Raw genomic sequence first — 25,606 nt, 5'->3', positions numbered from 1 at the left:
AATCGAACGGGACGATGTGGAGGCAAAGGCATCGTCCATAAAAGAGGCGGACGCCCGATACGGAAGAAGGAATGGGCGCCGACCTCATCGAAAAGACGACTTAGATCTCCTCGCGCCAGAACGGCATGGTCATGCAGCGCGGGCCGCCACGGCCGCGGGAGAGCTCCTCGGACGGAGCAACCAGCAGCTCAACGCCTGCCTTATATAGGGCGTCGTTGGTCACCACGTTGCGTTCGTAGACGCACACCTTGCCAGGGGCGACGGCCAGCGTATTGGAGCCGTCGTTCCACTGCTCGCGGGAAGCCTCGATGGGATCGCCACCACCGCACTCGATCATCGTGATGTGATCCACGCCGGTCGCCATCTCGAGCGCATGCTGCAGGGTGGTCTCGAGCTCCTCGATTGCCACCTCGCCCTCAACGGCACCGCGGGTCAGACGGTACACGCGCATGGTCTGGTAGATACCCGGGTACACGGTGAACTTGTCGTAGTCGATCTGCGTGCACACGGTGTCAAGGTGCATGTAGGCATAGCCGCACGGGATGTTGATGGCGTAGATGGTCTCAATCTCGGAGTTGCCCGGACCCCAGAAAAGGTTCTTGGCAAGCTGATCGATGGCCTCGGGCGTGGTGCGCTGGGAGATACCGATGGCAAGCGTCGTGGCGTTGATGTTCAGCACGTCGCCGCCTTCGATGGTCCACTCGCTGTTGTGGTCGTACCAGATGGGACTGCCCACGTAATCGGGGTGGTTGCGCAGGACGGTCTCGTAGAAGATGACCTCGCGGTTGCGCTGCGGCCAGTACATGCGGTGCATTGCGGCGCCGTGGCCCACGACGGCCAGCGGATCGCGGGAGAAGTAGGACGAGGGCATGGGGAACAGGACCATCTCGTCGGGCTTGACGTCCTCGTTGTTCATCATCGAGAGCGTGCGAGCCGTGTGAGGGATCTCGAGATCACGGTAGTAGAGGCCACCCATGGCAGCGAGGACGAACTCCTTGTTGTCCTTGATGGAGGAAAGCTTCTCCTGAACCGCCTGGCGAAGCGCGGTGCTCTTGATGTTGCTCTCGGCGAGGAACGTGCCCAGGAACTCATCGCGAACCGCCGGGTTGGCGTCGAAGGTCTCGGCGAGCAGGTCCTCCATGTAGACGACCTCGGCACCGGCGCCGCGGAGCAGGTCGGTGAACTGGTCGTGCTCCTTCTGGGCGTACTCGAGATAGAACGCGTCGTGAATCCACACGCGCTCGAAATCCTCCGCCTTCATATTGACAAGATCGAGACCGGGGCGATGCACGCAAACCTTCTTGAGCGCGCCGATTTCGCTATGGACGTTCAGTCCCTTCATGGGTTTCACCTTTCTTTCGTATGTGAACTACGGGAGTTGATTACTCGTTGACAAGCAGGTACTTGATGCGTGCCCTACACCGGCAGCATGCCGGAAATAGCGGAGAATACGAGGCAGACAACAGAGATGAGCAGGAAGAACTTCCAGATGACCTTCCACCACTGACTCAGAGGGATCTTGCACACGCCCAGACCGGCGACGAGGATGGCGCTCGTGGGGCAGATTAGCGACATGGCGGCGCTGCCCATAGACATGGCGGTGACGGCGGCCTCGGGGTTCAGACCCATGAGCTCGACGAGCGGCCCAAAGATCGGGATGGTGAGCGCGGCGATGCCGGACGAGCTCGGAACCAGAATGGCAAGTAGGTTGTCAACCATATAGAGCAAGCTGGTAAACAGCACCGCGGGCATGCCGGCGAGCGAAGTTGCCAGAGCGTTGAGAATCGTATCGATGATCATGCCGTTGTTGGCGATGACGAGAATACCGCGAGCAAGACCGACGACGATGGCGGAGAAGGCGAAATCGGCGATACCCTTGACGAACTCACCTGCGATTTCCTTCTCGTTCATACCGGAGACGATACCGGAGATAAGGCCCATGGCCAGGAAGATACCGGCAATCTCGTTCATGTACCAGCCCTGGTCGACAAGGCCCCACACGATGAGCACCATACCCACGACAAACGTGACGATAACGGCCTTCTGGCGACCGGTGAACTCAGCGTTAAGCGCGTCGCCGTCGGCGAGGAACTCCTCGCGCTTGGCAAGGTCGTCCTGATAGGCAACGGAGCTCTCGGGGTTGGCGCGGACCTTCTTGGCATACATCATGACCCAGGCGATGGCGATAACCGTAAGCACAACGAGGGCGATCATGCGCAGCCACAGCTGCGGATTGCCCTGGATGCCGAGGATGCCCTGGGCGATGAGCACGTTGAAGGGATTGACGGTGGAGCCGATGTAGCCGATACGGGCACCGAGGAACACGATCATGAACGCGGTGATGGAATCGAAGCCCATAGACATCACGATGGGCAGCAAGACCGCGAAGAACGGCAGGGTCTCTTCGGCCATGCCGAAGGTGCTTCCGCCGAGTGCGAAGACGGCCATCAAAATCGGGATGATCAGGATGTCCTTATCCTTGAACTTTCTCACGATACGAGACACGCCGCTGGTGATGGCTCCCGTTGCCGTGATAACCTGGAACGAACCGCCCACCACGAGGATGAACGCGACGACCTCGACCGCCTGCTGGATGCCGATCGCAGGCGCCTGCAGAACGTCGAACACGCCCTGGCGCAGATCGACTTCAGCGCCGGTCTCCTCGTCCACGAACACCTTGTCGGTCTCCGTGTACGTACCGGCAACGGTAACCTCGCGGCCGTTGACCAGCTCGCGATCGAACGAGCCCGAAGGTACGACCCACGTGAGCACAGCGAACACGACCATCAGGATGAAGATGATCGTATAGACGTGAGGTACGGTAAATTTCCGCTTCTTTCCCTCTCCTGCCATTTCTCCTCCTTTGACTTGGGACAAGCCGTTTCTTTTGGCATCGTCATTCTGTCATCGAAGTGAGAGGGGTACCGTTAGCGGCGGGTGGACGGCAGCAAAACGGGCGGTTTTTGGCTTTTAAGTTGACGTTTTTTGTCAATTAATGGCGTTTATTATCATTTTTTGTCAATTTTTAGAAGCTATCGGCTCAATTTGTTCCGCTACGGGCGACAATAGAGCCGTACAAACACAACCGTAAGGAATCTTTCATGCAAGGATTGCACGTACATAACGAGATCGGAACGCTCAAAAGCGTTTTGCTCCATCGTCCGGGATTTGAGACGAAGAGCTATCCGGAAAACGCCTTTGGCCAGGTATTCACCTTGCGTCCCAACCGGAGCAACTTCGATCTTGACAAAGCGACGCAGGAGCACGAACGCCTGGTCTCCATCCTCGAAGCAAACGGCGTCGAGGTGCTGCTGCTCACCGACCTGTTGGAAGAAACGCTGACATCCAGTTCGGAAGCGCGCGAAGCGCTGCTCGATCGCTTTTGCGACGAATGCGGCGTACGCGGCAGTGAACTCAAGCGCAGCGTACGCGCGTGGATCGAGCAGAAGGCGGCGGGCGGCAGCCTCATTGACGCTCTGATCGGCAGCATCTGCTATGGCGATATATTCAAGCAGGTAAAGGGCGACGACCGCTTGGCCAACCTCGTTGACGACCCCTATCCCGCCGATGCGCTGCTCGTCAATCCGTTCAGCACGATGTTCTTCACGCGCGATCCCGCCAGCGTGATTGGCTCGACGCTTTCGCTCAACCATATGTACTGGAGCGATCGCGAGCGCGAAGTGGCTTTTTACCAGGTAATCTTCTCGCATCACCCGCGCTTTGCAGGGTGTTCGGTTGCACCCGAAGAGCCGTCGTCCTATCACATAGAAGGCGGTGACGTCGTGAACCTCGATGCCAGGAACGTGGCTGTAGGCCTATCGCAGCGCACCGAGGCGGCGGCCATCGACGTGCTGGCGCGGCGGCTCCTCTGGAGCGAGAATTCGGAGATCGAATCCGTTTGGGCGGTGCGCGTCCCCGAGGACAACCTCTGCATCCACCTTGACACGTTCCTGTCGCGCGCCGATGTGGAGACGTTCATCGTCGACCCCGAGCTGCTCGACCACGCGGAGATCTACCGCATCGTGCGAGGCCGGAAAAAGGGCACATGCCGCATCAAGTCGCTGGACGGCGGTGTGTCCGCACTCCTCAAACAGAGCCTGGGCATCAGCGCGCCCACGCTCATTTCCTGCGGAGGATCGATGAGCGAGCGCCGCCATAATGCCGCGAGCGTGCTGGCCCTGGCGCCGGGCAAAGTGTGCGTCTACGAGGAAAACAAGCTGACCAACGAGGCTCTGTATCGTGCCGGCATCGATTTGTTCCCCGTTTCCATTGACGAGCTGACCTCGGGATACGGCGGTCCCAGCTGTCTGTGCCTGCCCCTGTGGCGAGAAGACTGCTAGCAGGAGCCGGTTGATGGGAGTCGGTGACAACATCCGTGAGCTGCGCAAACTCAGCGGACTTTCCCAAGAGGCCTTCGCCGGGCGTTTGGGCGTGACCAAGGAGACCGTGTGCCGCTGGGAACGCGGACGCTGCGCCGTTAAGCCGCGCATACTCGAGCGCATGCAAAGCATGTTTAATGTCTCGTACGATGCGTTGGTAAGCGATGAGATGGGACTTGCCGTCGCTACGGCAAACGCGTCGATCGAGGGTGAACAGCGGATTGCGGGCAGCACCGACGCGGAGCGCGGTGGCTCAGCAGCGTTAAGCGTATACCGCATTCGCCAGTCAGCGGGCGCCAAACGCCTCATTCGCTCCGCCGAAGCCGAGCTTCCCCCATCCGTTCTTGCCAAGCATCCCGACAGCTTCTTCGTAAGGATGGAGGGGTCGGCAATGTCTCGCAGCTATCCCAGTGGGTCGTTGCTTCTCATCGATCCGAGCCTCAGGCCCTGGAACGGCTGCACCGTCCTTGCGATCGCCGACAACGCCGACATTGTCATCAGGCGCTATAGCAGCGGAAATAACATGATCATTCTCTCGTCTTACTCATATGAGACATCGGAACCCGACCTTCTCCTCGCCAAGCGCCGCATTCGCGTCCTCGGCGTGGTGGTGTGGCTCCAGGCATCGCACGACATTACGGCATAGTGAACAGCTTCGATTTGCGCGAACAAAGACAGCTCGTTTCGAAATTCGGAAGGTAAAACTCAATACGTTGTTTAGACGCTCGTTCTGCGATTACTATTCGTATCGTTTCCCCAGTTGAGCACTTTATTGAAATGGAGTGCACTCAATCACCTTCGCTATACCTTCCGAATTTCGAAACGAATGAAAACATGGAGTTCACCGGTTAAAAAACGGGGTCCAAATTACTCGAGAAATCCGGGAACGGGAGGGGCGTCCGGGCATCATGCCGGTGAACGGACTCACGCTGAGGTCGCCAACGCTTCTATTACGCGCTCTGGGTACGAAGGCCCGCCTTACGCTGCTGCTGAGTCTTCGATACCACCTCGGACGTGTGCGACCGAGACTCACTCCAACCCAAGCGCTTGCCCAGCAACAACACCATCAGCACCACGGCCAGCGGATACAAATAGCAGAAGAACGCATACGGGGCATACTCCGCGCACGGAACCCCGAGCACGGTAACCATGTAAATTGCGCAGGTGTTCCACGGGATGAGCACCGAGGTGATACCCGCACTCGAATTAATGATGTTTGCCCACGCCTCCGCCGAGGAAGGACGCTTGGAGAACGCATCGCCATACATCTTGCACGACAGCGCGATGGCGGGATACTGGTCGGGAAGCAAAACGTTGAAAAGCACACCGCTACCAACCGCCGCGATGGTCAGCGCCTCGAAGCTCTTGAGCTTGGAGGCAACCGGTTCAACAAGCGCCTGCATAATGCCACCTCATCCCTATTTCCGAAACTATTCCTTGCCTGCAGCAGCAAAGGGAACATCAAGACTGCACAATCGTATGGTGGAGTCCCATCTTTGGCTATTCTCAGCAGGCATCATTTCTATTTCATACATAGTTTTATGTAGGAATTCTTTACCAGAATCACGTGCCACAAAGAGCCGATTAAAAAAGAAAAAGCCGCCCGCGCAATGCGAGCGGCCCAAACACGAGTCGAAATTACCTTGCCAATCCCGACTCCCCGAAGTTTCAGCATGCTCTTGCGTCTCAAAAGCCGCAAGACGATGGACTAAATCCTGCGAGCGACCGGTTTCTGCCCATGCAGATGCAGACGAAGGGGCGACCGAAAACCCTGAGTGCGTGCGATCAGCTCCGAGCGCAACGGTCTCTGCAGGTGAAGCATCAGAGAAAACCCTGCACGGGCGGGCAGCTCAACGGCCAACCGCCCGCGCACGATGCGTGTAAGGCTTAGCCCTCGTACACGATGTCGCCGTTGGAGATGGTATACACGACAGCGGTATCGGAAATCTCGGTGGGATCGATTTCGAGCAGGTTGTTCTCGAACACAACCAGGTCGGCCTTCTTGCCCACCTCAACGGTGCCGATGATGTCATCCATGTAGTTCTCGAACGCCACGTTCTTGGAATAAATCTCGAGCATCTGATATGCAGTGAGACCCTGCTCCGGCCAGCGCGTCATGTCCGTGTCCTCTTCCTCGGGGAACGGGCTATTGCGCGTGATGCCGGTCTCGATCTCGAGGCGCTTGTCGTACGGAGTCACCGCGCCGTCGCTGCCACCGCTGATGAAACAGCCGGCTTCCAGCATGTTCTTGGACGGATACATTGCCATCGCGCGCTCCTCGCCGATGAAAGCGGTTTCGAGCTTGCACAGCGGATCGTTGTACATCCAAAGAAACTGCAGGCAGCTAATGACGTCGAGTTTGGCAGCGCGCTCGATGTCCTCATCGGTAATGGCGCACACGTGCACCATGGTGTGACGGGCATCGCGCCCGCCATTGTCCTCGCGGGCCTTCTCGTATGCGTCGAGCGAGTCGTGCACGGCCCCGTCGCCGATTGCATGAATGTGAACCTGGTAACCTTCCTTGTCCAGGTCGGAAACGAGTTGATTGAAGTTGTCCTTATCCCAGTCGCTCGTGGCGTACCAATTGTCGCCCTTGCCCGCAGCCGGCGAATACGGCTCAAGCATGACGGCGGTCGCGCCCTCAGTCACGCCGTCATACACGATCTTGACCGTACCGGTTGTGAACATGTCGGAATCGTATTCCTTAACGGCGTCGAGCAGCTCCTTGACCTCGTCGTAACCGTCACCGGGAGTGCCCCACACCAGGAAGCGCTGACGCAAATGCAGGTCACCCGCCTCGTCCATGTTGTGCAGCGCCTCGGCATGAATCATCTCCTCGCCCTTGAGGTTGATGTTAGTGAGGCCGGTGATGCCCACGGAATGGCAGTACTTCTGGAACTCCTCATAGGCCGCCTGCATATTCTCGACGGTATAGGGAACCTCGATCTTCTTGGTCACCATGTTTTTGGCGGCGTCGGTAAGCAGGCCGCTCGGATTGCCGTCGGCGTCACGCGCGATAACGCCGCCGTCCGGATCCTCGGTCTCGGCAGTGATACCTGCGATTTCGAGCGCCTTGGAGTTCACCCAGTATGCATGGTGCGACACGTCGCGAATCATGATGGGCTTGTCGGCGCAGATGGCGTCGAGGTCGCTGGCCTGCGGTCCGGGGTTCGAGCCGTCCGGTTGCAGGTAGGCGTTCTGCATGAACGCACCACCGTAATACACCTCATCATCAGGGTGAGCCTCGACGAACTCGCGAATGATGCGCAGATACTCTTCGTTGTCCATGCAACCATCGGGAATGGAGATTTGGAACATCTGCTCATAGTAGGGCTGCGGGCCATGCAGGTGACCGTCCATCAGGCCAGGGCAGAGGAACTTGCCCTCAAGATCGATGACCTTCGTGTCGTCGCCCACGAACTCCTCGACGCCCTCGTTGTCGCCCACATACACGATGTCCTCACCGGCAATGGCAACGGCCTCGGCCACGTCGTCCTCGGCGACCAGCGTCTGAATGACACCATTCTTGAATACGAACGTTGCCTTGGCTTCTTCCTTCGCAGCTGAACCTTGAGCTCCTTGATTGCCCGAACAACCCGAAACACCCGTAAGCGTCATGCCCGCCGTTGCCGCCATTGCGCCTCCGACAAAAGCCCTGCGGCTCACATTCGAAGTTACTGCACTCATAACGCGCCTCCCATAGCTCGTTGGTATTCGGTTCCACGCGGAACCCCTTTCGTTACCAACAAGCCTAGGAAACGAAAAACCACCCCGGGATATACACCCCGGCAAGCGTTACGTTTAACTCCGTTTACACGCTTGACCTGCAATAGTTTAGGCTGATTCGCTACCGTTTACCGATTGCATGTGCATCCATAAACCCTGTGGAAATGCCGTCTTTTCGGCCGACCGCAGCGTCGCATGCACCCGACGTAGGCGGAACGCGCCGCGAAAGCCCGGAGCACGAGCTAGTTTTTCCAAAAGTCCTCGACGAGCTGGTCTTTGCCGTCCACACCGACCTTGCCGTAAATCCGATGCAAATGCACGCGAATCGTTGCAGGAGACAAACACAGCTCAGAAGCCATTTCCTGCACCTGCTTCCCCTCGAGCGTGTAATTCATAATTTCGCGCTCGCGATCGGACAGCGCATAGCGCTCGCAATAGAGCGCCAGCCGGTCGCTGATGCCCGAAATCGAATCCGACGCTTCGTCCTTCATGGTCACTGCAAGGGGGTGATAGAGGAAGTACACCAGAAATGTGCGCAAATTGGTGACGATAACCAGGCAAGATGCCACAATCATCAGGGCGTTCTCGGTGATGTTGCGGCCGGATAGGTACCACGCGAGTTGCATGGTGAGGTCGTCGCTGGGTTCGGGGCGATAAAGTAGAATAACGTACGCGTCTTCGGCCAAAATGCACAAGACGCCAACGACCGCAAACACGCCGATGCGTCCCAACAGCTCGAGGTCACGGCGGCGCGACTCGCCCTCAACATGACGACAACGCCACACAAAATAGATTGCGCAGGCAAGCAGCGCCAAATCGCGGCAAGCCCAGAAGGCGAAATGGCGAAGCGAGGCGCCGGGACCGCCCATCGGCATCAGCAAAATCATGACGCCGATCCAAGCTGCCGCTAAAACCGCAGCGTGACGCCGAGAAATCGTGCTGTAGCTCCGCTCAAGAACCCAAAGGAAAATCGGGATCACGAACAAGGCACTTGTCAGCACGTCCGTTAAGGGATGCCCCGACGCGCTCTCGAACCTCACCGTGCTAAGAACCTTCGCGCGTGTGTATTCGTTCAGAAGCAGCACGATTATCTCAGCACCATACGCCGCAAACACAATGGCCAGGTAGATTGCCGTGCGACGGTGGCTGATGAACCACACCGCGACGGATGTCGAACATGCAACCGCCATCAAAATGATGGCGATACAGCTATAGAGAAAGAACACCGTTCCCAACATGGCTCACACCTCCAATCGCGTGAAATGTCCGATATCGTAAAACCCCAGTTGTGGAGCGTGTGCGAACCGCAGGTAAAGAATCCGTGTGGCGCTTGCCCCGATTCCTGCGGCTGGCTAGACTACTGCCCCAGTTGCACATTGGAGCGCATACGCCGTATTCGCTCGCTATTCCCGAGAGGAGTTTCACATGACCGCTTTTTCTATGATCTCTAAACCCGCCCTGAAGGCAGTCTCCCGCCTCAGCTCCTCGCTTACCTACGAAGAAGTTCCCTGCGCTGTCGATAAGCGTGCCGACCGTTGCGCTTACCTGGGTCACATCCCGTTCTTTGCACCCAAGTCCACCGAGGACAACAAGCGCTAAAGTACTTCGAGCTCAACCTGCAGTCTCCCCAAACCGCGTTTGCGCCCGCGTTCCGTTTCAAAACGGAATGCGGGTTTTTCTTTACGGAGCAACCTCCTAATTTGCAAGCTCCTGTCCACTCCCCTGCTGCGCACGCTCACGCGCGCCCGGGTAATAATCGTGTCCGCGATGCAGCAGCACACGCACAACCTCTCCGACCAGCGAAAGCGCCACCACACCGAACAACATCGGCAACTTGATCATCTCCTCCGGCGTTCCGTTGAGCGGCACGATGGTCGCAACAATGGAAAGCACGAGTTCGATGGCGGGCAGCGCAAGCGCCACTGCCAGCAGCTTTCCATGGAACGGCGCCTCAAAAACGCGGGGGCGCTTATCGTACTTGCGCAGCGCCCAAAACGCCGGGAACATCGGGATATAGCTCATAAGCAAGAACACGACATTCATCGAGAAGAACATCCAGAAGACGTCCGAATCCTCGCCAAGCGGGAATTGCAGCAGCAAAACTGCGCTCGCGAGCGCGCCGTTGATAAGCGCGGCACCATTGGGCATGCCCGTTTTCTTGGAACACAGCGCGAACGGCTTGGGCATGTTTCCGTGCTTGGCCGCGTAGCTCGCCACGGAGTTCACGCCAAACGACCAGCAGGTCATATTCGCAAACAACGTCACCAAAAACGCAACGCCCACCGCGGCGGTCAGCGGATGCGACGTGCCGAGCATCGCCGCCACGGCATCGACAATGCCGGAATCGAGCGACAGGTCTTCGGTGGGAACCGCGGCACCGATGCCAATGCCGCACAGGATGTAGATGGCGGCGATTACGATACCGCCCACGATAACTGCCTTGGGGATGTCGCGCGACGGGTTCTCCATCGTGCTCGCAAACGTGGCGACTACCTCGAAGCCCATGAAGTTGAACAAGATGATGGAGAGATACGTGAGAGAGTTGGTATCCGCCAGATTGGGCACGAACGTCTGCAGCGACATGTCGTTGGCAAACCCGTGGGTGCAGGCGAACCAGATACCCACCGCGGCCACCACGAAGGTAATGAACATCTTGATGAACGCGCCGCCGTTCATGATCCAGTCGGCTTCGGAAACGGGTGAGAACGCCAAGATGGTAACGCTCCACACGAAGGCCAACTCGATGGCGACCTTCACGGTCAGCGACATCTCCAAACCCCAAACGGAGTTGATGATGCTCGGGAACATGCACGCCAGGCTCGCCACCCATAAGGGGAAATTCACCCAGTAGTACCAGGAGCAACGGGCCGCCCATGTGTCGCCCAAGCCCTCTCGAACCCAGTCGTACAGACCACCCTCAGAATCGTACGTGGTTCCAAGCTCGGCCACCACCAAGCCGTACGGCAGCAAAAACGTGACGATGAGGAAGGCCCACCAGAAGAATTGCACGTTGCCCATGGCAGACGCCGGAGCAGCCGCCTCAATGGTGAACACCACGCAGATAACGGAAAGAATGACTTGTTTGAGGGAGAATTTCTTGCTCGCCATGCCGCATCACCATGCAATGCAGTCCGAGGCGCGGCGCAAAGCGTTGCAGCCCGTAAGCGGATACAGACAAACGTCAGCGTAAGCACATACGGCCGCGCGAAACAAACCCACACGCCGCAGACTCGCACATCGACGCGCGTCATCGCAGATGGGCTTCGTGCCGAGGGCACGGAAGGAGGAGGCATTGTCCATCGACATGCCCCCCGCACGAAAACCATCCACGGCGAGGCTCATGCCCCTCTCACGAAACTTGCGAACGTATTCCATCAAACGCTGGAACATGGCACCTCCAACTGGAAATAACGGAAATGCATAAATCTTTTCCGTCTTCCCGAGTAGACGACGATTTTGAATGGCAAAACCGCAGGTGAAACGAGTGGCAGATTTGCCTATACTTGCCGTGCTCGAAAAGATTTGAGCATTTCCGTCATCTTTGAAACAAAAAGCGCCCTGCCTACCAAAGCAAGCAGGGCGCTCGGCAACGGAATCAATCTACGCGGCAGCGCAACACGCGCAACCACTTGCGTAGATTCTTAGGAACGTTCCTGCTTTACGCGGACGGCTCCTGCTGGGTGATGCAGTGGATGTTGCCGCCACCGTACACAACCTGCTCAGACTTAACGCCCACGCACTTGTAGACGCCCTCGCCCCAGACCTCGTCGTAGATCTTCTGGAGGGTATCAACGGCGAGCTGGTCGTTAACGTCGCCGTACTGCGGGACGATAACGCCGTGGTTGGTGACCAGGTAGTTCATGTAGGAAGCGATCAGCGGCTCATCGGGAACACGCGGCTCGGCGTTCTCGTCGGCGTCGATGGTGTCGCAGGAAGCCTGATCCATGTACAGAGGCTCGACCGGCATCGGGAGCTTGTAGACCTTGAGCTGACGGCCCTTGGCGTCGACAGCGTTGGAGAGGGTCTCGTAAGCAGCATGGCACTGGTCATAGAACGGGTACTCGGGATCGTCGGTCCAGATGCAGGCCATGACGCCCGGGGCGATGAACGTAGCGACGTCGTCGATGTGGCCGTTGGTCTCCTCGGGGTCGATGCCCTCCTTGACCCAAATGACCTTCTCGACACCCAGGTAATCCTTGAGGTGCTCGTTCATGTACTCGCGAAGCTCCTCGCTCCAGGGCTCGAACTTCTTCTTGTACTTCGGCCAGATGGACTCGGGATCCTCTTCCTCCTCGAGCACTGCGGAGCAGGTGCGGCCGGGGGACAGCAGGCACTGGTCGGTCACGACGAGGGTGCCCTCGCCGTCGACGGTGATGGAGCCACCCTCGAGGATCATGTCATCGGGGCGATAGCGACGGCAGCCGGAGAGCTCAGCCATTTTGAGGGCGATCTGCTCGTCCTTGTCCCACGGGAAGTAGAGGCCGTCGATGAGGCCGCCATAGCCGTTGAAGTGCCAGTGGTTAGCGCGCTTGTCGCCCTTGCCGTTGATGACATAGGTGGCAGCGGTGTCGCGGAACCAAGCGTCGTCGGTAGTCATCTCGAGCACGGTGACGTTCTCGTCTTCCTCGAAGACGGCCTTGCAGTTGGCGTAGTCGGCCTGGTTGGCGCACATATAAACCGGGGTGAACTCGGCAATGGCGCGAGCGATGGCAGCGTACTGCTTCTGAGCGGGCTTGGCGCCGTGGGCCCAGGTGTCGGTACGATGCGGCCAGCCCATCCACACGCGATCCTGCGGAGCGAACTCGGCAGGCATGTAGAAGCCGTCGGCCTTAGGGGTAGAGTCGGACTCAAAGATCGTACGCATAGTCAATAACCTCCATATTCGTACAACCGTTGTTAACGCAGGGCGGGTACCCTGCGCTTACTACCATGTAGGCAAAAGGGTGGCGGGTTTTGGAACCGTACCCGCCAGACGGTGTGGGAGCTTTGCAGGCGATCCTGCAGCCGGGCAAGTTGACCGTTCAGGTTACTCAATCCTCCGAAGAGGGTAGGGTGCCCGAGGTCGGGAGCGACAAGCCCGACGAAGCGTACTTAGGTACGCGAGGAGGGTTGGAGCCCCGAGATGGGGTACCCTACTCCTCTTCGGCAGCGGCAGCTTCCTCGGCGAGGCGCTGAGCCGCCAGCTCGGGGGTGAGACCCTTGTACTCGGTCTCACGGCCACGGGCGCTCCAGATGCGGACGATTTCGCCAACAACCAGCAGGATCGCGAAGATGACGAGCATCGGAACCTTGTCGGCGACCTCATCGGCAGAGAGCGGAACGATGGTGGCGACGATGGCCAGCACGAGCTCGATGCACGGAACGGCGATGGCGACATTCATCATCGCGCCCTTGAACGGGAAGGTGAAGACGCGCTCGCGGTTCGGATCGTTCTTGCGCAGGTTGAGGAACGCCGGGAACATCGGGATGTAGGTGAGCAGCAGGAACACGACGGAGGTGCCGAAGAGCATCCAGAAGATACCCTCGGAAATGGCCTCGACGGGAACGAGCTGCAGAGCCAGGACGAGGGAGGCGACGACGGCGTTCACGAGGTTGGCGCCGTTGGGCATGTCGTCCTTGGAGATCATGGAAGCGAAGACCTTGGGCATGTTGCCGTGCTCAGCAGCGTAGCGGGCGACGGAGTTGACGCCGAAGGACCAAGCGGCCATGTTGGCGAACAGGGTGATCAGGAAGGCGATGCAGACGACCTTGAAGATGATGGAGTCACCAACCATGGTCTGCAGAGCGTAGATCATGCCGTAGTCGGGGTCGATCTGGTCAGCGGGGATAGCAGCGCCGATACCGAAGCCTGCGAACAGGTAGATAACAGCGATGGCGATACCGCCGGCGACGATCGCCTTGGGGATGTCGGTCTTGGGGTCGGCCATGTCGTCAGTCATGGTGCAGATGACCTCGAAGCCCATGAAGTTGAAGATGATGATGGACAGGTAACCAAGAGCGTTGGTGTTGGTGAGCTCGGGCAGGAAGGTGCGAGCGCTCATGTCGGAGGCAAAGCCGTTCTCCATGGCGTACCAAATGCCCAGGGCGCCCACGATAACAGCGACGGCGACCTTGATGATGGCGCCACCGTTGAGGACCCACTCGGAGTCGGCAACCTTGGAGCGGCCCATCAGGTAAACGATCCACACGAAGCCGAGCTCGATGGCGAGTGCGACGGGAAGATCGAACTCCACGCCAAAGACCATGCCCAGGATGTCGGGGAACATGGTGGCCAGCGAGGCGATCCAGAAGGGGTAGTTAACCCAGTAGTAGAAGGAGATGCGGGCACCCCACTTGTCGCCCAGGCCGTCACGGACCCAGTCGTAGATGCCGCCCTCACCGTCATAGGTGGTGCCCAGCTCGGCAACGATCAGGCCGTAGGGCAGCAGGAAGGTGAGGATGAGGAAGATCCACCAGAAGAACTGCTGGTTACCAATGGCGGCTGCAGGAGCGGCAGCCTCGCATACGAAGACGACGCAGATGACGGTTGCGATAACCGTCACAAACGAAAGCTGTTTTTTGTCGTTCATGTTTGTTCCTTTGCTCAGTCAGGCAGCGAAAGAAACGTGGGCGGCAGGAGACGAGCTATCCGCCGCCCACGTGAAGAGAGGACGGGTTTACGTCCTAAAGGAAGATTAACGGCCCTGGAGCTCGTTGATCTTGTCGAGGGCAGCGTGGAGCTCAGCCTTGGCGGAGTACTCGACGTCCTCGTCGTTGAGCGGGGTGCGGGCGCCAAGGGCGGCAAGCAGAGCACGGATGGAGTGCTTGCGATTCTCGGCCTCGACCCAGCAGAGGGAGCGCTCGGGATCGTCCATGACCTCGTCGGTGACTTCCTCGTTGCGGGTAGCGGGCAGGCAGTGCATGAACTTGGAGTTCGGGCCGGCGAAGTTCATGAGGTCCATGGTGACCTGATACTTGGGATAGAAGACGTCCATGTAGTTCTCGCCGGAGACTTCCTCATCATACAGGCCATACCACACGTCGGTGTAGATGAAGTCAGCGCCCTTGATGCACTCGATGTCGTCGGAGATGACGACGGTAGCGCCGGACTCGGCGCAGTTCTTCTCGGCAACGGCCATGAGCTGCTTGCCGAACTCAGCGCGCTCCTCGGGGGTGCCAACATGCAGAGCGCCGTCGGAGATCTGGTGACCCTTGGGGCCGAACTGCACGAAGTTCATGCCGACCTTGGAGCAGATGAACATGAGGGAGACGCAGACCTGAGTAGCGTCGCCGATGAATGCAAGGGTGCAGTCCTCGATCTTCTTGCCCTCGGGGAGGTTCTCGATCATGGTCATGAGGTCGCCCATCTCCTGGGTGGGATGGTTGTACTCAGACATGCCGTTGATCACGGGCACAGCGGAGCCAGCAGCGAGGCCGACGACGTCCTTGTGACGGTCAACGCGAGCCATCATGATGTCGAGCAGGGAGCCCATAACGCGAGCGGTGTCGCCGAGGGACTCGTGACCACCGAGCTGGATGGAGCCGGGGCCGTAGAACTGAGCGTGGCCGCCGAGGTCGGTCATAGCGGTCTCGAAGGAGAGACGGGTACGGGTGGAGACCTGCTGGAAGATCATGCCCAGGGTCTTGTTGCGCTGGAGGTGCGGATAATAACCGTCAACCTTGATGGCCTTCTTCATGGCAAGACCGAGGTCCTCGATAGCCAGGATCTCTTCCTTAGTGAAATCGTTAGTGTCGATCCAGTCCTTTACCATTACATTGCCTCCTTGTGTTAAGGATGCCCCGGCCCCCTTAGCCGAAGCTATTTACCAACCGTGCAACGCGATCGGCGGATGTTCATGCGGTCTGTTCGATCCTGCTTGACGCCCACCGGCCCCGTCGCTGATTTAATCTTCGGTGCGAGCAATCGAAAGGGGAAGTTTATAGAGGCTTATTACCCGCTTATAGATTTACATCCCAAATAAACCCTGGGTTGAGAAAAGATAAATCCGCAGGTAAGTCATTTATCGTGCTGTAAACGCTCAATTTCTACCTACCGTTTACCGGTAAAAACGCCGTTTGACGATCGAGATTTTTTTCGAAAAACAGTTAGCCGAATAATCCCCTGTCGCAACTGGTTTTATCTTTTTTCGGGTCAAATGAACATTTGGTTTAAGTTCTAAACTGCAATAAACCCAGCAGATAGTCATGACACGACGGTGAGGACATGCACGTATCAAATGCGCCGTGGTATGCTTTTGACTAAACCTGTGGACGCACTGCGATTCATTGACCTGTATTATTGAGGGTCAACCGTGGTTTACTGGGGTGAAAGGGGGTTGGTTTATGAATACGGTCTTCTTTTTCTATACCTTGTCGATTTTGATCGTCTGTATTGTGAGCGTTGTTCTCTCGGCCGCCGCCTACGCCTCCTCGCGTCGACGTGTCTTTATATATAGTGGCATTGCTTTTCTGTGCTACGCCTTGGAGATCATCGAGATTTTCTTTTTCGAGTACATCTCGCAGAACATCGCCTTCCCCGCTGCAGAGTATTACGCCATCAACTCTCCGGTAACTCGAACCGCAGTCGCGACCATCTTGCAGGCAAGCATCTGGGCAGTTGCATTGACATTCCTCGATAAGCATTCCAAGCAACTGTTTATTATCCCTGTCATTGCTTTTAGCGTGGTAAGCGCACTGACGCTCATTTGCATCCCCGAGGGTGCATGGCAGCAGTGGGCTTATTACACGGCCCGTCAGGCTTTCTCCTTCTATGTCTATGGATATTGCCTGTGGTCCTACATTCATTCCACCGATGAGCAGTACCGCACGCGTCTCTACAAGGTCAAAACGGTGCTTATCGTTTCCGCCCTGCTATCTACCTGCATCTTGCTTGAAGACACGTACATCATCCTCATAGCGCCCATGAGCACCCATCCCGACTGGCTACCGCTTTATCTGTCCGAACGCAATTTCTCGGAGAATATCCTGGTGTGCTTCTTCACCGTGATTTTGGTTAAGCAGGCGTACCGCGTGCTCTCCATTCGCATCAAAGAAGCGCCTGTGCAGGATGATGTGCGTGACCTCGATATTCATATCGACGAGGTCATGCCCATGTTCCGCCAAACCTACAAGCTCTCTGAGCGCGAGTGCGAGGTGCTTCACCTCGTTATTGCTGGCAGGAGTAATCAGGAGATCGCCAATGAACTCTTCCTGGCTGTAGGCACGGTTAAAACCCATGTGCATAACATCATGAAAAAGACCGGCCAGACCTCACGCGAGACCCTCGTCCTACGCTTCTGGCAGAGCTAGGCGCACACGTACGCCGAGCGCTCTGCGATCGGGCGCGTACGCCATCGGGTGCCCTGCAGTCCAGCGCGCACTCACGCCATCGGGTGCCCTGCAGTCCAGCGCGCACTTACGCAATCGGACACCCAGCGGTCCGGCGCGCACCCTTGAATCTGGGGCTGTTTTTACGTATTTCAAGACAAAAAATCGGGTCGAAATGCGTAAAAATAGCCCAAACTCATGAGGGGCAGGCATCTCTTTGCGAGGCAGGTGCTTTATGCAAAGGTTCTACGTTCTGCACGCTTTACTTGCCAACACAAAAGCGCGCTGACGCTGGCCGGGCGGACGTTTTACATCGACAGAGCACGGTTTGCTCCTGTTACCTATGGCACCGCGCCGTTGCCTATGGCACCGCGCCGTTGCCTATGGTTTCCTGCACTTTCAGAGCCCTATGGTGCAAATTATCATAGGGAATGGCGGAAAGAACCATAGGCAACAGGCAACTCATGAAGCGACATCACCCCGCGTACTGTGACGGTTTATATGGGGAGCTGCAAAGAACCATAGATAACAGCGGGGGGCGGAATGCGGCGTCTGGTTAGACGGATGCCCCCCTTAGTTCAGCTTCTCTGTGAGGTTGCCCCTTTAGCTCGTTTCATGAGTTATTTTGCTTGTTTCAGGAGTTACCTACATTTAACTTTTTGGTCAATCCCCTATTTTAGGTTGACAACACATGGCGATAGAGCAAAATATCGCTTTAGTTAACTGTGTCTAACTTTAGGGGATAGGAGGGCGTAATGATGCCATTGACCAGGGCAAAAGTTGGGGAAACCGCAACGATTCGCAGGATTTCGGGCAGAGACGAAGTGCGCCAACACCTGGCCGAACTGGGTTTTGTGGTGGATACCGATGTAACGGTGGTCAGCGAACTTGCAGGCAACCTCATCGTTCAAGTCAGGGACAGCCGTATCGCACTTGATAAGACCATGGCTCATCGGATTTTTGTCTAAAACAGCAAGAAGGGCAGGAACATGAAAACACTGAAGGATGTACAAGTCGGACAAACGGTAACGGTGACACGCCTCCACGGCTATGGTCCGGTAAAGCGCCGCATCATGGACATGGGCATCACCAAAGGCGTCGAGATCTTCGTGCGTAAGGTCGCTCCCTTAGGCGATCCCATGGAGTTAAACGTCAGGGGCTATGAGCTGTCTGTTCGCAAAGGCGATGCAGAGATGGTCGAGGTCAAGTAGCCTGCGGAGATCGACGACCAGAGTGCCACTGCCGACAAGGCGCGATTGCCCAGGAGCTACTAGCGGCAAGGCGCGACGGTTATTCGCTTGAAATTCCGTTTGCGTGTAAATGCTCACACGCACAGAAGGAACAGGCCCCCCGGCAGGTTCGGGCACGCATTCGGGCGGCGCATCCGATCAAATTCGGACAACTCATTCTCTCTCAAGTTTCTTCGACATATGGCTTGTCATTTGTAGCGGCGTAAGGCCGCAAAATTATTGCAACGTAAGTTACCCAAAGCAAACATTTGAAAGGAGCATTTTCGATGGACCTCAAAATCGCCCTGGCAGGCAATCCGAACTGTGGCAAAACCACCCTGTTCAATGCCCTGACCGGCTCTGCCCAGTACGTGGGAAACTGGCCCGGGGTCACCGTTGAGAAGAAGGAGGGCAAGCTCAAGGGGCACAAAGACGTGGTCATCCAAGACTTGCCCGGCATCTACTCCCTCTCCCCTTACACGCTCGAAGAGGTCGTAGCCCGCAGCTACCTGGTAAACGAGCAGCCTGATGCCATCCTCAATATCGTGGACGGCACCAACATCGAGCGCAACCTGTACCTCACCACGCAGTTGATTGAGCTTGGGCTGCCCGTGGTGGTGGCCGTGAACATGATCGACCTGGTGCGCAAGAATGGCGATGTCATCGACTTAGCCAAACTAGGCGAGGCCCTGGGCTGCGAAGTTGTTGAAATGAGCGCCCTCAAGGGCGAGGGTGGCACCGAAGCCGCCGAGCGCACCATTGCCATAGCGCAGAGCCATCACGCCGGCGAACTGCCCCATGTATTCACCGGTAGCGTCGAACACGCGCTGGCGCACATCGAGGAATCCATTCAAGACAAGGTGGCAAAAGGCTATCTTCGCTGGTATGCCATCAAGATCTTCGAGCGCGATGAGAAAGTTCTGGAGGAGCTGAACCTTTCCGAGAGCCTCCTCGCCCACTTGGAACAGCACATTGCCGACTGCGAGAAGGAGCTGGACGACGACGCCGAAAGCATCATCACCAACCAACGCTATTCCTACATCAGCACTGTAGTATCCAAAGCCGTACGCAAAAAGGCCGTCAAGGGCAGCCTTTCCGTTTCCGACAAGATCGACCGTGTAGTGACCAACCGCATCCTCGCCCTGCCGATTTTCGCTGTCATCATGTTTTGCATCTACGCCATCTCCATGGGCACGTCCATTGCGGATGGAGGTGTGGGCATTGGAACTTTTGGCACCGATTGGGCAAACGACGTGTTGTTTGGTGAGATAGTCCCCGGGTTCGTTGACAATATACTCACCTCGATGGGCGTGAGCGGCTGGCTCTACGGCCTCATCCAAGACGGCATCGTAGCCGGTGTAGGCGCTGTGCTGGGCTTTGTGCCCCAGATGCTCGTGCTGTTTTTGCTGCTCGCCATCCTTGAAGATGTGGGTTACATGGCACGCGTCGCCTTCATCATGGACCGCATCTTCCGTCGCTTCGGTCTGTCTGGCAAGAGCTTCATCCCCATGCTCGTCGCCACGGGCTGCGGTGTTCCCGGCATTATGGCGTCGCGCACCATCGAGCAGGACCGCGACCGCAAAATGACCATCATGACCACCGGATTCATCCCCTGCGGCGCTAAGATGCCCATCATCGGCTTGTTTGCGGGCGCTGTGTTCGGCGGTTCTGCGCTGGTTGCCGTCTCCGCGTTCTTCATCGGTATCGCGGCGGTGGTAATCTCCGGCATCATGCTCAAAAAGTTCAAGTTCTTCGCCGGTGAACCCGCCCCCTTTGTTATGGAACTGCCAGCCCATCATGCGCCGTCGGCTGGCAACGTTTTGCGCGCCACGTGGGAACGCGGCTGGTCCTTTATTAAGCGCGCTGGCACCATCATCCTGCTGAGCTCGATCATTTTGTGGTTCCTCCAAGGTTACGGCTTTGTGGACGGCGTGTTCCAAGCGGTCGAGGACAACAACGACTCCCTGCTCGCCGCCATTGGCAGCAGCATTGCCTGGATTTTCGCCCCGATTGGCTGGGTGGGAAACATGGCCTGGAAAGCCACCGTGGCAACCATTACCGGCTTGATTGCCAAGGAGGAGGTCGTCAACACCTTCGGCGTGCTGTACAGCTACGCAGGCGAGGCGGACCTGATGGAAGACGCTTCTGGCATTTATGCAGCTATTGGTGCTGATTTTGGAGCTGTTGCCGCATATTCGTTCATGATTTTCAATCTGCTGTGCGCGCCGTGCTTCGCCGCCATGGGTGCCATCAAGCGCGAGATGAACAACACCAAGTGGACCTTGGGCGCGATTGGATACATGTGCGGCTTTGCCTACGTGGTGTCCCTAATCGTTTTCCAGATCGGCGGCCTGTTCACGGGTGAAGCGATCTTCGGCATCGGCACCATCGTCGCGATTGCTCTGCTAGCCGGCATCATCTACCTGCTGTTCCGCAAGGGATACCAAGGTGAAACCGAGCATCATAGCCTAACCTCCGTTGCCGCCGTATCCCAGTAAATTGGAAGGAAGTGTACTCGTATGATGCCCATTATGTTGGGAGACGTTGTCGTAATTGCCGTGCTTGGCGTTGTAGTTGCTCTGGCTATTCGCTTGCTGCGCAAGTCACATGCAGGAAGCCGTAAATGTGACGGCAATTGCGTGAACTGTCGCGGATGCCATTAAGGCACGTTGGGCTTATTGCGGCGGGGCGATAAGACAAAATATGTGTCGAATAAACTCGAACAGATGACACCCCGCAAAACAAAACGCAAAAACGGGCTGGCACCGGCTTGAAAGCCTTTGCCGGCCCGTTTAAGCGCGGATTGCATAAAACGCAATTCACCACAGGCGTCACCGCCGATGGCAAGGAGCATCCCGGCCCACGCAAACGATACCTTACTCCACCTCGGCAATATCACAATCGACGACAACGTGCGCATTCTGGCTCATGCGAGCATTGCCTCACTTCTTCATCTGCATCGCCACATCAATGAGGCGGTGTGTTTGCCCGGCTAAAAATAGCGGAATGTTGAGCACGCCATCGTCAAACGACAGATTGCGCATCGAAAGCCTCACGGCAATCGGCGTTCTATCCGCATAGCGTTCGCGGTACTTTTTCAAGCTTCGCGCACGAACGTTCTCGCCCGCCTTGACCTCAATTGGCACAATCTCATTTTCATGCTGAACAAGGAAGTCCACCTCATAACGAGGGTTATCAATAGCCCAGTAGCGCGGTATCCCCTCATGCGATGAAACGAGTTCTTGCAGCACATAATTCTCGGTAAGCGCACCTTTGAACTCGGTAAACAGGCGATCGCCTTCCGAAAAAGCAGACGGTGCAAGACCCGCATGACGGCGCAGCATTCCCGCATCGAGAAGGTAAAGTTTGAACGCAGAGACCTCATCATATGCTGCCTGGGGAATATCGGGGCCGGTCGAGCGCGGTATCTTGTGGAGCACGTTTGCCTCAACAATCCATTGAACTGCATCTTCGTACTCCCTAGCCCGCGCTCCCGTACGAACAAGCGAGTAAAGAAACTTCTTGTTTTCACGCGCGAGCTGCGAGGGGATGGACCGCCAAATGAGATCAATCTTGGGCACTTGGCTCGTTTGTGCGTGCTTATGAAAGTCGAACTCGTAGAGCATGGTCAGCTCCTCGAGCACCCGTTGAACTTCGCTGGTGCTTCGCGTATCAACCCATGTAGCTACAGATTCGGGCATCCCGCCGGTAATCAGATAAAGCTTTAGCTTTTCCGCAAGCGGATTGAATAAAGGCGCCGGAATCGGCTCAATCGCAGAAAGCTCTTCAAGATAACCCGCAAGAGCCTCATCCCCTATAGCGTCCAAGAACTCCAGGAAGTTCATTGGATACATCTTGATGAGATTGACTTTTCCAACGGGATACGAGGTTTGAGCAAGTGTGATTCCCAACAACGAACCCGCTGCAGCAATGTGGTATTCGGGAGCGTCCTCACAAAAGTATTTCAACGCAGTGAGCGCGGCCGGACATTCTTGGATTTCGTCAAAAATCACCAGTGTTGTTCCGGGTTGAATTGGCATGCCGCAGGCTATCGAGAGGTTTTGAAGTATGCGCGCAGGGTCTTTTGTTGTAGCGAAAAACTCTCGATACTCTTCTTGACGTTCAAAGTCGATATGGACGACGTTTTGATATTGCGTGCGCCCGAACTCCTTCAAAAGCCACGTCTTCCCTATCTGGCGTGCGCCAAGCAACAACAGGGGTTTTCTATTCGCTGCATTTTTCCAACAAATGAGATCGTTAATGGCCTGGCGCTTCATAAGATCCCACCTCCAGAGATGGGTAATAATTATGTGATAGGTATCACAAAATTATACATAATTTCGTGATACCTATCACATAATTATGTAATTTCATGCCGAGGGGCTGTGCGGGGTGCTTCTCCCATCGAATTCCGTTGCCCCATGGGCGTTGCCAGGCGTCGACCCCTCCTCTTCCAATCAATCGAATTCCGTTGCTTTTTCGGACTTTCAGAGTGAAAAATCGGGTCGAAATGCCTAAAAACCAACGGAATTCGCAAGGGTAACAGCTTTTTGTGACGCTCGACAGCAAGAAGTTTGAGGGCTCTTTGTGATGCAGGAGCCCTGCTGAACACCCAACTCATTGCAATAAAGCCAATATGAGTCGGACGCCGTTTTTTCAAGCAAAAACGGGTTGGCACCAGCTTGAAAGCCTTAGCCAACCCGCTCAAACGCAAATCGCGTGCTACACCGCAATTAGGCGGTGATGGCCGTACCGGTCTCGCCGCGAAGGCCAGCGCCTGCTGCTTAACGCTACGGATTCACGCAGTTGATGCGATCGCCGTCCAGGTAATGACGCAGATTGTCGGTCACGATGTCGATCATGCGCACGCGCGTCTCATACGGGCACCATGCGATATGCGGCGTGAGGTAGCAGTTCTCCACGTTCTCGAGCGGCGTATGGTCATCGGTCCACTCGGTTGACGAAGCGTCGGCGCCAAAGCCGCGCATTTTGCCGCTCTTGAGCGCCTCAACCACATCCTCTTCCACCACATGACCCGGACGCGCGATATTGATGACGATAACGCCATCCTTCATCTTGTCGATGTTCTCCTTGCGGATCACGTTTCGACTGTCGTCGTTCAGAGGAGCCGCGACCAAGATCACGTCAGATACGCGGAAGATATCCTCAAGATCGGTCGTCGTGACGGTCATCTCGTCATCGAGCTCCGGATGCGCATGACGGCTGTAGCCCACAACCTTCATGCCAAAAGCGTTGGCCATTTTGCCGGCTGCCTGGCCAATGGCACCAAACCCGATGATGCCCATCGTCTTGTCGAGCAGCTCGATGTGGTCTTTGAGCCAGAAACACCAGTCGGGACTCTCGACCCACTTTCCCTCGTCCACGGCCTGGGAGTGCATACCCACCATGTTGGTGACCTCGAGCAGCAGCGCCATCGCCATCTGCGCCACGGCCATGGTGCTGTAGCCGGGCACATTGCACACGGAGATGCCGTGCTCGCGCGCCGCTTCGATGTCGATCACGTTGAAGCCCGTGGAAAGCAGGCCGATGTACTCGAGGTTGGGACACTGCTCAAACACGTCGCGCCCGATCATCACCTTGCTCGAGATCACGATCTGGGCGTCGCCGATACGCTCAGCCACCAGCTCCGCAGGGGTACGATCGTAAATCGTGAGGTCGCCCATGGCCGCAATCGGGTCCCAGGAGATATCGCCGGGAACCGTAGCCCAGGCGTCGAGGATCACGATCTTCTTCTTATCCATTCGTTCCTCCGTTTCATACAAAAACGGGGCGAAAAGCCGCAGCTCATCACCCCGTCCATTCAATCGGCGTCACGGAAACGCACGATGTCCGCGCAGAATCCGCAGCTCACCACATTGCCACGTCGCGCTTACTCGGCGAAGCGGTTCTTGTGGTCCCAGCTCTTGCGATACAGGTCGTCGGAAACGAGGTAATCGTAGATGTCATCCACGACCTCGATGCCGCCGGCCTCGTTGGTGGCATTGATGCGCATCTGAGCGCGCTCGCCCGGCCAGTAGACCTTGTCGAAGCCCACGCCCGGCTTGACCGCGTTGAGCTCGTCGATGACCTGGGTCATCTTCTCGCGGAACGCGTCGCCACCGCAGAAGAAGTCCGGGTTGATGGCCACGTTGAGATGACCCAGGCGACGGCCCTCGGAGAGGTCGTGATACATGGAGGACACGTTCTTGCCCGCAGGCACACCCAGGAGCACGCCGGAAAGGATGTCGACCATCATCATGAGGCCGTAGCCCTTGGGACCGGCGATGGCCACGAGCGCGTTGACCTGGTGCGGGTCGGTAACGGGCAGACCTTCCTCGTCGACAGCCCAGCCCTCGGGGATGGAGCGGCCGGCGCTCTTGGCGTCGAGGATCTTGCCCCACGCCTGAACGGTGGTGGCCATGTCGAAGCTCACGATGCGGCCGTCAGCCGTGGGAGCGGCAAGCGCGATGGGGTTGGTGCCGTAGAACGGCTCAGCGCCGCCGTAAGGGATGACCATCGGGTCGGACTGAGTGCAGGAGAGGCCGATCATGCCCTCCTTGGCGGCCATCTCGGTGTAGTAGCCGATGGCGCCCGTGTGACCGACATTGGAAACGCCCACGAAGCCGATGCCGTTCTCCTTGGCCAGCTCGATGGCCTTCTTCATGCCCTCGATGGCGAAGGGATAGCCGCAGCCGTTGTCGCCGTCGAGGATGCCAGTGCAGGGGCCGGTCTGGGTCCAGGTCGACTTGGGGTCGATGGTGGTGCCGCCCTTGGAAATGCGCTCGGTGTAATACTCGACACGCACTTCGCCGTGGCTGTGCAGACCGCGCTCGGAAGACCAGGTGAGCACCTCGGCCATCTGCTCCGCATGATCCTCATGCAAACCAGCAGCCATGAACTTGTTCTTCATAAGAGCCTTGAGCTCTTCACGTGGGACGAGCATGTAGACCTCCTTGGTCATGTACA

Annotated in this window: 20 protein-coding genes; 8 read left to right on the top strand and 12 right to left on the bottom strand. The window is 57.1% G+C overall.

Going from position 1 to position 25,606, the window contains the following annotated elements; genetic code table 11:
* Window positions 1–100 precede the first annotated feature (100 nt).
* Both C1711_RS05810 and C1711_RS05805 read right to left on the bottom strand, forming a co-directional pair.
* Window positions 101–1,342 carry an arginine deiminase gene (locus C1711_RS05810; RefSeq protein ID WP_102338197.1) on the bottom strand — a complete coding sequence of 414 codons (1,242 nt, stop codon included), beginning with the start codon at window positions 1,340–1,342 and terminating at the stop codon, window positions 101–103.
* 74 nt (window positions 1,343–1,416) lie between these two features.
* Entirely contained in the window at window positions 1,417–2,853 is a 1,437-nt protein-coding gene (locus tag C1711_RS05805) for a YfcC family protein (protein ID WP_102338196.1), read from the bottom strand.
* Between the two features lie 248 nt (window positions 2,854–3,101).
* Here C1711_RS05805 and C1711_RS05800 point away from each other — a divergent pair, with 248 nt between their 5' ends.
* Together C1711_RS05800 and C1711_RS05795 are read left to right on the top strand one after the other, a co-directional pair.
* A complete protein-coding gene (locus C1711_RS05800) occupies window positions 3,102–4,340 on the top strand; it encodes an arginine deiminase (protein ID WP_102338195.1) in 1,239 nt (412 codons plus the stop codon).
* Between the two features lie 13 nt (window positions 4,341–4,353).
* Window positions 4,354–5,025, top strand: a complete 672-nt coding sequence (locus C1711_RS05795; RefSeq protein WP_102338194.1) for a helix-turn-helix domain-containing protein — start codon at window positions 4,354–4,356, stop codon at window positions 5,023–5,025.
* Window positions 5,026–5,329: 304 nt separating this feature from the next.
* Here C1711_RS05795 and C1711_RS05790 read toward each other — a convergent pair whose 3' ends face one another.
* The 3 genes from C1711_RS05790 to C1711_RS05780 form a co-directional block, all read right to left on the bottom strand.
* Entirely contained in the window at window positions 5,330–5,782 is a 453-nt protein-coding gene (locus C1711_RS05790; RefSeq protein WP_102338193.1) for a Na+/H+ antiporter NhaC family protein, read from the bottom strand.
* A 484-nt stretch (window positions 5,783–6,266) separates the two neighbouring features.
* On the bottom strand, window positions 6,267–8,066 hold the full coding sequence (locus tag C1711_RS05785) for an amidohydrolase (RefSeq protein ID WP_102338192.1): 1,800 nt from the start codon (window positions 8,064–8,066) through the stop codon (window positions 6,267–6,269).
* Between the two features lie 281 nt (window positions 8,067–8,347).
* On the bottom strand, window positions 8,348–9,343 hold the full coding sequence (locus C1711_RS05780) for a helix-turn-helix domain-containing protein (RefSeq protein ID WP_102338191.1): 996 nt from the start codon (window positions 9,341–9,343) through the stop codon (window positions 8,348–8,350).
* A 187-nt stretch (window positions 9,344–9,530) separates the two neighbouring features.
* On the opposite strand from C1711_RS05780, the gene C1711_RS07760 reads away from it, so the two are divergent.
* Window positions 9,531–9,704, top strand: coding sequence for a hypothetical protein (locus tag C1711_RS07760; protein WP_159060072.1), 174 nt, complete (start codon window positions 9,531–9,533; stop codon window positions 9,702–9,704).
* 96 nt (window positions 9,705–9,800) lie between these two features.
* Here C1711_RS07760 and C1711_RS05775 read toward each other — a convergent pair whose 3' ends face one another.
* The 4 genes from C1711_RS05775 to ptcA all read right to left on the bottom strand — a co-directional run bounded on the left by C1711_RS05775 (window position 9,801) and on the right by ptcA (window position 15,856).
* Window positions 9,801–11,213: an APC family permease gene (locus tag C1711_RS05775; RefSeq protein WP_102338190.1), complete on the bottom strand. Its 1,413-nt coding sequence runs from the start codon at window positions 11,211–11,213 to the stop codon at window positions 9,801–9,803.
* Between the two features lie 550 nt (window positions 11,214–11,763).
* The gene (locus tag C1711_RS05765) at window positions 11,764–12,969 is read right to left on the bottom strand and encodes an agmatine deiminase family protein (protein ID WP_102338188.1); all 1,206 of its coding nucleotides are present in this window, start codon (window positions 12,967–12,969) and stop codon (window positions 11,764–11,766) included.
* Between the two features lie 268 nt (window positions 12,970–13,237).
* Window positions 13,238–14,674, bottom strand: a complete 1,437-nt coding sequence (locus tag C1711_RS05760) for an APC family permease (protein ID WP_102338187.1) — start codon at window positions 14,672–14,674, stop codon at window positions 13,238–13,240.
* Between the two features lie 105 nt (window positions 14,675–14,779).
* The gene (gene ptcA, locus C1711_RS05755) at window positions 14,780–15,856 is read right to left on the bottom strand and encodes a putrescine carbamoyltransferase (RefSeq protein WP_102338186.1); all 1,077 of its coding nucleotides are present in this window, start codon (window positions 15,854–15,856) and stop codon (window positions 14,780–14,782) included.
* A gap of 571 nt (window positions 15,857–16,427) precedes the next feature.
* Here ptcA and C1711_RS05750 point away from each other — a divergent pair.
* The 5 genes from C1711_RS05750 (at window position 16,428) to C1711_RS07990 (ending at window position 21,303) form a co-directional block, all read left to right on the top strand.
* Window positions 16,428–17,393 (top strand): helix-turn-helix transcriptional regulator, encoded by a 966-nt coding sequence (locus C1711_RS05750; RefSeq protein WP_102338185.1) that lies wholly within the window; start codon window positions 16,428–16,430, stop codon window positions 17,391–17,393.
* A 773-nt stretch (window positions 17,394–18,166) separates the two neighbouring features.
* Window positions 18,167–18,379, top strand: a complete 213-nt coding sequence (locus C1711_RS05745; protein WP_102338184.1) for a FeoA family protein — start codon at window positions 18,167–18,169, stop codon at window positions 18,377–18,379.
* A gap of 21 nt (window positions 18,380–18,400) precedes the next feature.
* Window positions 18,401–18,622 carry a FeoA family protein gene (locus C1711_RS05740; RefSeq protein WP_102338183.1) on the top strand — a complete coding sequence of 74 codons (222 nt, stop codon included), beginning with the start codon at window positions 18,401–18,403 and terminating at the stop codon, window positions 18,620–18,622.
* Between the two features lie 305 nt (window positions 18,623–18,927).
* The gene (gene feoB, locus C1711_RS05735) at window positions 18,928–21,138 is read left to right on the top strand and encodes a ferrous iron transport protein B (RefSeq protein WP_102338182.1); all 2,211 of its coding nucleotides are present in this window, start codon (window positions 18,928–18,930) and stop codon (window positions 21,136–21,138) included.
* A gap of 21 nt (window positions 21,139–21,159) precedes the next feature.
* Window positions 21,160–21,303 (top strand): FeoB-associated Cys-rich membrane protein, encoded by a 144-nt coding sequence (locus C1711_RS07990; RefSeq protein WP_102338181.1) that lies wholly within the window; start codon window positions 21,160–21,162, stop codon window positions 21,301–21,303.
* A gap of 279 nt (window positions 21,304–21,582) precedes the next feature.
* Here the strand turns inward: C1711_RS07990 and C1711_RS05725 are convergent, their stop codons facing one another.
* The 3 genes from C1711_RS05725 to allD all read right to left on the bottom strand — a co-directional run bounded on the left by C1711_RS05725 (window position 21,583) and on the right by allD (window position 25,601).
* Window positions 21,583–22,917, bottom strand: coding sequence for an ATP-binding protein (locus tag C1711_RS05725; RefSeq protein WP_102338180.1), 1,335 nt, complete (start codon window positions 22,915–22,917; stop codon window positions 21,583–21,585).
* Window positions 22,918–23,430: 513 nt separating this feature from the next.
* The gene (locus C1711_RS05720; protein ID WP_102338179.1) at window positions 23,431–24,402 is read right to left on the bottom strand and encodes a D-2-hydroxyacid dehydrogenase; all 972 of its coding nucleotides are present in this window, start codon (window positions 24,400–24,402) and stop codon (window positions 23,431–23,433) included.
* A 128-nt stretch (window positions 24,403–24,530) separates the two neighbouring features.
* The gene (gene allD / locus C1711_RS05715) at window positions 24,531–25,601 is read right to left on the bottom strand and encodes an ureidoglycolate dehydrogenase (protein WP_234346293.1); all 1,071 of its coding nucleotides are present in this window, start codon (window positions 25,599–25,601) and stop codon (window positions 24,531–24,533) included.
* Window positions 25,602–25,606 lie beyond the last annotated feature (5 nt).

Source organism: Collinsella provencensis (genome assembly GCF_900199705.1).
Classification (GTDB): Bacteria; Actinomycetota; Coriobacteriia; order Coriobacteriales; family Coriobacteriaceae; genus Collinsella; species Collinsella provencensis.
This window is presented reverse-complemented; position numbering and strand designations above follow the sequence as displayed.

Bases quoted from the DNA above. Each gene is read 5' to 3' on its own strand.
- C1711_RS05810 (WP_102338197.1), bottom strand. From the start codon at position 1,342: ATGAAGGGACTGAACGTCCATAGCGAAATCGGCGCGCTCAAGAAGGTT.
- C1711_RS05805 (WP_102338196.1), bottom strand. From the start codon at position 2,853: ATGGCAGGAGAGGGAAAGAAGCGGAAATTTACCGTACCTCACGTCTAT.
- C1711_RS05800 (WP_102338195.1), top strand. From the start codon at position 3,102: ATGCAAGGATTGCACGTACATAACGAGATCGGAACGCTCAAAAGCGTT.
- C1711_RS05795 (WP_102338194.1), top strand. From the start codon at position 4,354: ATGGGAGTCGGTGACAACATCCGTGAGCTGCGCAAACTCAGCGGACTT.
- C1711_RS05790 (WP_102338193.1), bottom strand. From the start codon at position 5,782: ATGCAGGCGCTTGTTGAACCGGTTGCCTCCAAGCTCAAGAGCTTCGAG.
- C1711_RS05785 (WP_102338192.1), bottom strand. From the start codon at position 8,066: ATGAGTGCAGTAACTTCGAATGTGAGCCGCAGGGCTTTTGTCGGAGGC.
- C1711_RS05780 (WP_102338191.1), bottom strand. From the start codon at position 9,343: ATGTTGGGAACGGTGTTCTTTCTCTATAGCTGTATCGCCATCATTTTG.
- C1711_RS07760 (WP_159060072.1), top strand. From the start codon at position 9,531: ATGACCGCTTTTTCTATGATCTCTAAACCCGCCCTGAAGGCAGTCTCC.
- C1711_RS05775 (WP_102338190.1), bottom strand. From the start codon at position 11,213: ATGGCGAGCAAGAAATTCTCCCTCAAACAAGTCATTCTTTCCGTTATC.
- C1711_RS05765 (WP_102338188.1), bottom strand. From the start codon at position 12,969: ATGCGTACGATCTTTGAGTCCGACTCTACCCCTAAGGCCGACGGCTTC.
- C1711_RS05760 (WP_102338187.1), bottom strand. From the start codon at position 14,674: ATGAACGACAAAAAACAGCTTTCGTTTGTGACGGTTATCGCAACCGTC.
- ptcA (WP_102338186.1), bottom strand. From the start codon at position 15,856: ATGGTAAAGGACTGGATCGACACTAACGATTTCACTAAGGAAGAGATC.
- C1711_RS05750 (WP_102338185.1), top strand. From the start codon at position 16,428: ATGAATACGGTCTTCTTTTTCTATACCTTGTCGATTTTGATCGTCTGT.
- C1711_RS05745 (WP_102338184.1), top strand. From the start codon at position 18,167: ATGATGCCATTGACCAGGGCAAAAGTTGGGGAAACCGCAACGATTCGC.
- C1711_RS05740 (WP_102338183.1), top strand. From the start codon at position 18,401: ATGAAAACACTGAAGGATGTACAAGTCGGACAAACGGTAACGGTGACA.
- feoB (WP_102338182.1), top strand. From the start codon at position 18,928: ATGGACCTCAAAATCGCCCTGGCAGGCAATCCGAACTGTGGCAAAACC.
- C1711_RS07990 (WP_102338181.1), top strand. From the start codon at position 21,160: ATGATGCCCATTATGTTGGGAGACGTTGTCGTAATTGCCGTGCTTGGC.
- C1711_RS05725 (WP_102338180.1), bottom strand. From the start codon at position 22,917: ATGAAGCGCCAGGCCATTAACGATCTCATTTGTTGGAAAAATGCAGCG.
- C1711_RS05720 (WP_102338179.1), bottom strand. From the start codon at position 24,402: ATGGATAAGAAGAAGATCGTGATCCTCGACGCCTGGGCTACGGTTCCC.
- allD (WP_234346293.1), bottom strand. From the start codon at position 25,601: ATGACCAAGGAGGTCTACATGCTCGTCCCACGTGAAGAGCTCAAGGCT.